Source organism: Spartinivicinus poritis (assembly GCF_028858535.1).
Lineage (GTDB): Bacteria > Pseudomonadota > Gammaproteobacteria > Pseudomonadales > Zooshikellaceae > Spartinivicinus > Spartinivicinus poritis.
This window is the reverse complement of record NZ_JAPMOU010000096.1, coordinates 1-8225: the sequence shown is the minus strand read 5'-3', so window position 1 is coordinate 8225 and position 8225 is coordinate 1. Positions and strand designations below refer to the sequence as shown.

Here is an 8225-nt window from a genome sequence, read left to right as displayed (position 1 = left end):
GGAGCCATGCCTGTAGTCCAGCCCTTTAAGTCTTCCTCATCCTGCTAGTCAAGCATTAAAAACTTCGGAATCGAGTATTAACAACTATATAAGTCAAGCAACAGATTATGTAATTAGTAATTTCGATGAGAGTGAGGTTACTAACACTTCAAAAGAAGCGAATGAAGTCATCAATAGGATTAAAAATATAAAATTCACTGTTGGACAGATTGCAGACAATCCCAATCAACTAACAAAAGCTGTATATGATCGCACTAATAATATAGTAACTATTAACAAAAGATTATTTAAAACAGACTCTCGATCATTATTGCAAGTACTTACCCATGAAGCATACCATGCTATATCTTTGCACCTACAAGACAACAGTAGTATCGAGCAACTCGTAAAAGACAACACTAAGCTTTACCTGGAAGCTCATAATCATACATTTACTAATGTAGGTCTTTCAATAGATCCTCTTCCTTCAGATCAAATTTACCCTATTCAACAAGAAAGTAGACCAAGGTATTTAATCAACTTGGGTGGCCCTAGTGATACCGACGCACTGTTTTCGATACCTGGAGACAGAGTTGATTGGCTGGGTATGATTTTTCAAGCACTATTTCTAAGAAGTCCAGTCAAAAAACCATCGATACCTTCTATCAGTTCATTTAAACCCAGCAATGTCGGTACTAAAATTCTCACTACTGTTAAAAACCCAAAACCTATAGGCACAGTACTTCAACCTAAGCCTGGAGCAAAACCACGCCCAATTAAACCACCAAGAGAAGATCAGGAACCTCTTTTACCTGAGCAAGCCGTTACTACTACGACGAATCAAAAGCCTACTAGGGTTCAAGACAGAGCATTAGCAGGCTTAGCAGATGAGATAACTGAAACAATTGTTACAGTAGCAAATTCTCCTAACACTGAATTTACTCCACTCACTAAAATTCCTGAGTCAGTGCAGTTTGAGCCTAATATTAACTTAATTGAAAATAACCCACTACTAGAACAAGAACTCGCAGAAGATGAAATTCGTTCAATTGGCGAGCTACCTGATGGCATTTATAAATATAATGGCGGCGATTATGATCCAACCCATATCATCGTTCAAGATGGTAACAGCTTCGCCGCCAATGAAAATACATATGTAGATAGTGGAGAAATCACATATATAGTATATGACGCTAAATATACTAATGCCTGGGAAGAAGGTAGTGTTACCTATGAAGTCAGAATTGACCCTGAAACAGGCAGTATAACTAGTATTGAGCCCGAATATCCTGTTGGTGCCGGTGGTAGCCGTGATGGTTTATATCCTGAAAAAGCAGCAGATTTATACAATGAATTTAAAGAAGGTTTTGACAAGTACGATAGAGAACGTCCTTATGAAATGCTAAACAAAGTCACAACAGATAGAAACAGCGTTAACCAACTCAACTTTGAAACATCAGAGAGTCTCAAATTAGACGAAAAAATAGCAAAATTAAAAGGATTAGCAAAAAATAAATATAATGAAGCTATAAATACTATTTCTCTTCGTCATTACACTACAGTACCAGATGGTCAAGAGCCCTTTTCTGAGTTAGCAACAAGCTTTGAACTAAAGCTTAGAAATAAAGCCCAAGGTGAGATTTTTTCTCGAGATGATTTTATAGAAAGAGGAAACACTAATACAAATGCGAAAGATGTTGCGCTTATGGGCAACACGCAGTTCAACTTCTTTCTTTTGACTATAGATGAAACAGCCCCTAGACGAGGTTTTTTAGCCAATAAAACTCATTTTGCTGAGATCAAAATAACCCAAGAAGTTTCTGACCTTTTGGGGGATGTATGGATTTCAAAAGATTTAATCAAAGACATTGTGACTCCAAAAGATTATGCTAATGTTAAAGCATTTAAAGGCAGTTTGATTGAGTTAAAAAAGTATGTCAGCTTTGTATTAAGTAAAGGGTTCGCTTCTCAACCTAATGCCCAACTTACAGCTATAGATACTCATTTCTCTGGCTCAACAGAAGTTAAAGTACCAGGAAATATTCAACAACATGCCGGTGGAGTCGATATCTACACATGGCATACTGTAGAGGCAGCCGCATTGACTATTAACCCTCAAGAAGAAGAGGAGTATCAGCGTAAACCTCTTAGCGAGGTTAATACAGTAGAGGAAGCTATCAACTACCTTCAATATTATGCTATTGACTTTGAAGAAAACCGCGTTTCATGGTTGGCCCTACAGATACACTTTGCTACACAGTTCAGTAATGGCTATAATGCTGCCTCCCCCGAAGCAGACCAGATATTAAACCTGAAATTTGAGGATTCGTTAGCCATCTCTAAACAACTTAGATCTGAGTAAAAAACTTCAAAGCTTTCTTTTCTAAGAAATAAGAATAACCTACGTCATATGTAGGTTATTCTTAATCAAATATAATTTTTATACTGCTACTTAATTAATTAACACTCAACTTACCTACCTTTTAACTACACATACCTTGCTTTTCATTGTCTCCATATGATCTACCAACCTATCGAAAAATAATCGGCGATAATGTTGATACCAATTACTTTGAAAACGCTCATCTGGGTCATACTTGAGTTTTTCCCGTAAAAAATTGGGGAACTGTGGATAACAGGCCAGCACCTGTGCCCGGCTAGCAAACCGATGATAAGTGGAGAAATAACTGCCTTGATATTTTATAGCGATATCAATTAGCCCGCATAATATATCTCTGCTTTTGGCCCTGCCGAGTGTTGTATGGTCGGTATGTACATTAAAAATGATACAGGCATAATTTTCTTTAGCCCAACTTAAGAATGATTCATTATCCTGCTGAATAAGTCTGACAGTTCCATAAATAATATCTGCTTCAACCTTGCGTAAAAACTGTCTAGCATCTGCCATAAACTCAGCGAGTTTTGCTTGCGGCACATAGAGCTCCGTTATCATCTCCGAGCCACGACATTTAGCGTTCAACTGCTGGTCAAGTTTTTCATGATAATCATCCAAATAAATGCTTAGCTGGTGAGTATCAGACCAATATAGTTGCCCTGATGATTTTAAGTAAAAGTCACGAAACTGCTCAAAAGCTTTGCTTTTATTCGTATGGGCCAGTTGTAATAATTGCTGCCACTGGTCTTTACTCAGCCTTGTTTGATGTTTCGGTATTGGTCTATCTATAGATACCGGCTTATAGCAAGAAAATATACCTTCTTGCAAAAAACCATTTGATTGTGGATCTATTGCAAACTGAAAGTCACCGTAGAAATAACCCTGTTTAATTTTTTCATGTAGCTGAGAAATAAGCTGATCAATCGTCGTTGTTTCGACAATTCTTTGTACCTTTTGCCTTTTTGCCAATTGGATAGTGACTTCAACTACAACGCCAAATAAACCATACCCCCCCATAACCAAATTAAACAGTTTATTGTTTTCTTGGCGACTACAAACAACTAAATCACCCTCAGCATTCACTAATTTAAAAGATACAACATCTTGAATAAAGGGTTTCATTTGCAGACCCCGCCCGTGAATATTGGCAGCTATAGCACCGCCCATACTCAGTCGGTCCGCTCCCGTTTGCTTTTGACTAATTCCCCATACAACTCCCGTTTTATGTTGTAACACATGATATTGTCTGATTAACTCAGGCCACTGCATACCAGCTTCTACCGTAATTGTGCCTGCTGCAAAGTCAAAATTAACAACCTTATTAAATTGATTCATATCCAGCAAAAAACCACCGGTTTTAAACTGTTGCCCTCCCATCGCATGACGGCCACCAGCCACACAAATAGGTTGCTTACGTTGCCTAGCTTGCTGAACAGCTTGAATAACATCGGTTATGGTTTTTACTTGAATAATATCAGCAACACAGGCTTGATTTAGTTTAGAGTGTATATCATTGACCCACTTAGGCGGATTCTGCTTGTTAGATAAAAGAGTTAACTTAGTCATTATTAAACTGCTCAGTAATTAAACACAGTTTTACACTAGCAATCTCTACCAAGATAATCGATACTTATATTAGGAGTATTGCTTTTCAATACCCAGCAACACATGTACTGAGACTAACACTTATGCAACAAACTGAAGCACTCATTACCGCCCTCAAACGGCAACTAAAAGCCCGTGGCTTTCACTACAGTGATGTGGCACAAGCATTAGATATTAGTGAAGCTAGTGTTAAACGACTGTTCTCAGAGCAAAGTTTCTCATTAAAACGTTTAGAGGCTATTTGCCAGTGGCTGGATATTTCCTTTTTTGATCTGGCCAAACAAACCCCCATGGCCGAGTCAGAACGCTCAACCCAATTAACTAATGAACAGGAACAAGCTTTAGCTGAAAACTCCCTACTGTTGGTTTATTTCTATTTATTAATTAATGACTGGCCACCAAAAAAAATTGAAAAACACTACAATATTGCTCCAATTGAAAACATCAAATTACTTACAACTCTCGATAAATTAAAGCTGATTGAATTGTTACCCAATAATCGGGTACGCCAACTCACTCACCGGCAAATAGACTGGCTCCCTAATGGCCCCATTCGAAAACAGCATGAAGCACAAGTTAAAGCAGAGTTTCTTAAAGCGTCTTTTACAACGACAGAAGAACACTTCCAGTTTCATTTTGGTGAGCTATCAACAGCCTCACGCAATCTACTGTTTCGTAAACTAGAAAAACTGACAAAAGAGTTCAATGACCTAGTGGAAGTTGATCTGCATTTACCCGAAGAAGAAAAAACCAGTATAGGATTATTGACTGCCTCACGGCCCTGGGTGTTTTCAATGGTGAATCAGTTTAAGCGTGAAAAGCAATAGAGTAGGTTGTTTGATGTGGCTATGATTTAAGTACTATCAACCTGCCGTTAATATCAGCGATCAAGCGGCAGGAAAATAGCCTTAAAAATAATACCCAGTATAGAACTATTGACTGTCTCACGGCCTCTGGTGCTTTCCATAGTGAGTCAATTTAAGCGAGAAACGCATAATTATTAACTAATATCAGAAAGTTACTTAATAATTTATGTATTATGGCTATACATAAATAAAACCTATATTAGGTTTAGACTTCTAATTAGTAATTTTTAATACTGCTATTGGCTATATTAAATTTCATTTCTGCTATGTTTTCCCTTTACAAATTTCTGACATATTAAGAAAGCCTGTTTAACTCAATAAGTTAGGCGACTTACCTCATATCAATTTAAGTGACTGAAACATTTTTATAACAAATATCACTTTTTTATTTAACCTTTCATGTTTACTATGTGATCTCTCTCAAATACTGGCACATCCTAATAAACGGAATTTTTAAAACAGGAAAAACTATGGATTAAAGATAAGCCTTCACAGCTACCAATTAGTATGAGGTTTTAATATGAGCCATTCATATAAATCATCAACGATAATAAAAAAACTATTTATTATTTCAGTTTTCTTTTCAGCTACATTAGCCAACGCTGAAACATGGGTTTATTTCGGTAATAACACCGATTACGCTGTTGATGTCAATACCACCAATACCGTTGGTGGCTTAGGTAGTTCCTACTGGACTAATAATGCAGGAAGCATCAATGCGAGAAATGGCGATTTTCACAAAGTTACAAACCCAATTGCCAAATTTAATAGAAATAAAGGACTTGGTTATAATAAAGTATTTGAGTTTGATACCACTTTAACCATCCAATCAAAAACAGTTACTTTTACCACCTGGCTTAAAAGTTGTTACTCTTGGCCATGCTCTGGCAGCTCAATAAAAACTAAAATAAAAGGGCCTAATAGTTCTCCAAACACAAGCTTATCAGATGACTACACCCCTCATACATTTACCTTTACTTTAAGCAATGGACAAACTATTCAAGCTCAGTACCGTCAATATAATACCGGCACTGGTGATGACCAGATATATTTAGTGCTAAATCAAGATCATCCTAATAACTATGTAGCATCTGGAGATATCACAAAAGAGAATGTAATTGATGTCATCAATTACAACACCTGGATGCCAAGACATATGGCTAATGAAGCCAGTTACCGTAAAAATGAAATTCCATTTCACCTCAAACCATTCGATATCATTGTGCTAGAAGAAGTATTTAATGATGACTATCGTAATGATATGCGTGCTGCTTTAAATAACTCCCACCCCTTCTGGACAGGTCCTTTAAATCAACCAAGCAACCAACACTTTTCTGATGATGGCGGAGTTGCCATTTTAAGCAAGTGGCCAATAGCAACAGATAGTGAAGGTAACGAAATCAAAGATTCCATTACCTATTCTCATTGCCCTTGCGGTTTTAACAATGAATATAAAGGGGCCTGGTATGTCAAAATACTAAAACATGGTACGCCTTATCATATCTTTGGAACACACACTGTATGGGATTCAAGTCAAGCAGCTAATATCGATACGATGGAGCAAATAACAGAGTTAGGTAAATTTATTGCTAAGAAAAATATTCCTGCCAACGAAGCTGTCATCATCGCTGGTGATATGAATGTTTTTCAACATAAACCCATCTATAACACGATGCTCTCTTCCCTAAATGCTCAAAATCCATCAAATCAGCCAGGTGTCGTATTAACCAATAGCCATGATGAATCCAGAAACGATGGCACCGAAGGTGGTACAGGCACGTTGGATTATGTGCTTTACTCAAAGGCTCATAAACAACCTATTTCCAGCTACGTTAAAGTCTTGCCTTTTATGAGCCCACAAACCAACGATAACAATGGTTATGGCGGCTATCTGTTAGGTGAGTATTTATCCGATCATTTTGCCAAGCATGGACACTTTGTATTTACTGCAAACAACAGCGTTCCTAACTATGTAGAAATCAAATCGATCAGTAATTCTAGTTATACCTTTAGCTATCAAGGCTCAGGACACAGTGGTTGGGTTGGTGTATATAGAGAAGGTGATACCCCAGGGCAACAGTCTTCCTATACATGGCAATATACTTCAGGTACTAGCGGAGAAGTAACATTAAATATGAGTACACCTGGAAAATACAAAGCTTATCTTTTTTATGATAATGGCTATAACCGCGTTGCTGGGCCCATTTACTTCAACAAAATTTAATTTTCCTGGAGAGGAACAGCAATAACTGTTCCTCTCTGTCACTTTCATCACTACTAAAATCAGCTTTATTCCAGACTTAACCTGCTACACTAGAGACTGAGAGTAAATAGCTGTATACGTTATGAGCACTTCAATGAAGAAAATAATCCTAATATTATTAATTGTACTAACCGCTTTATCAATTGCTGGCGGAGTCTATTGGTTTTTCTTTAGAGCCGACATAGCCCCCCAAAAGAAAATCATAATCTTGTCAGATCCTATGCCACCTTGGCAATTCGCTGATGGACCAGACAATAAAGTAAATGGAATTAATGTTGAAATTGCTTCCACTATTTTTAAAAAGCTTAATATACCCGTCGAGTTTCAAGGATTAAGGTGGCAACAAGTCTGGGAAAGAATAGAGCAAGGTCAGGCTGAAGCAGCAATGTCAGTCTCAAGAAAAGATGCCAGAAAACCCTACTTATGGTATCCGGAAGAAGACTTATGGCTTAGTGAGTATGTCTTTTTTGCCAATAAGGGAACGAAAAAGAATGTCGCAGGTACTTACCAAGATGCCCATCAACGATTTAACCGTATCGGGATACTGAAAGGCTTTTCTTATAACAGTGAACTATGGAAACTATTTCCATATAAAAATGGCAACACCTCATATGATAAAAATGCTAAGCAAAAGGACTATAATGAAAGACTTATCATCATGACCACACCTAAAAGATGCATGAAAAAGCTTGCCCTTCGACAGCTAGATGCCTGTTTAATGGATAAATCGGTTGGTTTATATGTAGTCAAGCAGATTGGTGTAAAGGATAAAATAGAGCCATATAAAGCCGTACTATTTTCAAAAGGCTACCCTATGCCTTTTATTAAAAAATCAAACTACCCTGATTTAAAAAATATTGCTAATCAATTTGAAAAAGAGTTGAAAGCATTAAAAGCTAGTGGTGAATACGATAAAATCGTTAATCGCTGGCTTCATTAACTTCCTGGTTCAACTCATTGCTAATACTGCAATGAGTTGAACCCATACCTACCAATCACCAGCCCTTTCAAGGTGAGAATACAACCAATCTGGACATAATTTAATCAGATCGTGACTTTAGATTGTAACTCCTCCAAAATACATCGCTTGTCAATTAGTCAGAAAGGAAAGCAAGTG

The 8225-nt window shown here is 37.3% G+C and carries 5 protein-coding genes; 4 read left to right on the top strand and 1 reads right to left on the bottom strand.

All coding sequences use genetic code 11. The annotated features are described in order from the left end of the window. Nucleotides 1–310 precede the first annotated feature (310 nt). Nucleotides 311–2341, top strand: a complete 2031-nt coding sequence (locus ORQ98_RS28255; protein WP_274692179.1) for a hypothetical protein — start codon at nucleotides 311–313, stop codon at nucleotides 2339–2341. A gap of 114 nt (nucleotides 2342–2455) precedes the next feature. Here ORQ98_RS28255 and ORQ98_RS28250 read toward each other — a convergent pair whose 3' ends face one another. Further along, nucleotides 2456–3940 carry an FAD-binding oxidoreductase gene (locus tag ORQ98_RS28250; RefSeq protein ID WP_274692178.1) on the bottom strand — a complete coding sequence of 495 codons (1485 nt, stop codon included), beginning with the start codon at nucleotides 3938–3940 and terminating at the stop codon, nucleotides 2456–2458. A gap of 122 nt (nucleotides 3941–4062) precedes the next feature. Between ORQ98_RS28250 and ORQ98_RS28245 the strand changes: the two genes are divergently transcribed. The 3 genes from ORQ98_RS28245 to ORQ98_RS28235 all read left to right on the top strand — a co-directional run bounded on the left by ORQ98_RS28245 (nucleotide 4063) and on the right by ORQ98_RS28235 (nucleotide 8048). Continuing rightward, entirely contained in the window at nucleotides 4063–4806 is a 744-nt protein-coding gene (locus ORQ98_RS28245) for a helix-turn-helix domain-containing protein (RefSeq protein ID WP_274692177.1), read from the top strand. A 559-nt stretch (nucleotides 4807–5365) separates the two neighbouring features. Next, nucleotides 5366–7069 carry a sphingomyelin phosphodiesterase gene (locus ORQ98_RS28240; RefSeq protein ID WP_274692176.1) on the top strand — a complete coding sequence of 568 codons (1704 nt, stop codon included), beginning with the start codon at nucleotides 5366–5368 and terminating at the stop codon, nucleotides 7067–7069. Between the two features lie 133 nt (nucleotides 7070–7202). Further along, nucleotides 7203–8048 carry a transporter substrate-binding domain-containing protein gene (locus tag ORQ98_RS28235; protein WP_274692175.1) on the top strand — a complete coding sequence of 282 codons (846 nt, stop codon included), beginning with the start codon at nucleotides 7203–7205 and terminating at the stop codon, nucleotides 8046–8048. Nucleotides 8049–8225: the final 177 nt, after the last annotated feature.

Bases quoted from the DNA above. Each gene is read 5' to 3' on its own strand.
- ORQ98_RS28240 (WP_274692176.1), top strand. From the start codon at position 5,366: ATGAGCCATTCATATAAATCATCAACGATAATAAAAAAACTATTTATT.
- ORQ98_RS28250 (WP_274692178.1), bottom strand. From the start codon at position 3,940: ATGACTAAGTTAACTCTTTTATCTAACAAGCAGAATCCGCCTAAGTGG.
- ORQ98_RS28245 (WP_274692177.1), top strand. From the start codon at position 4,063: ATGCAACAAACTGAAGCACTCATTACCGCCCTCAAACGGCAACTAAAA.
- ORQ98_RS28235 (WP_274692175.1), top strand. From the start codon at position 7,203: ATGAAGAAAATAATCCTAATATTATTAATTGTACTAACCGCTTTATCA.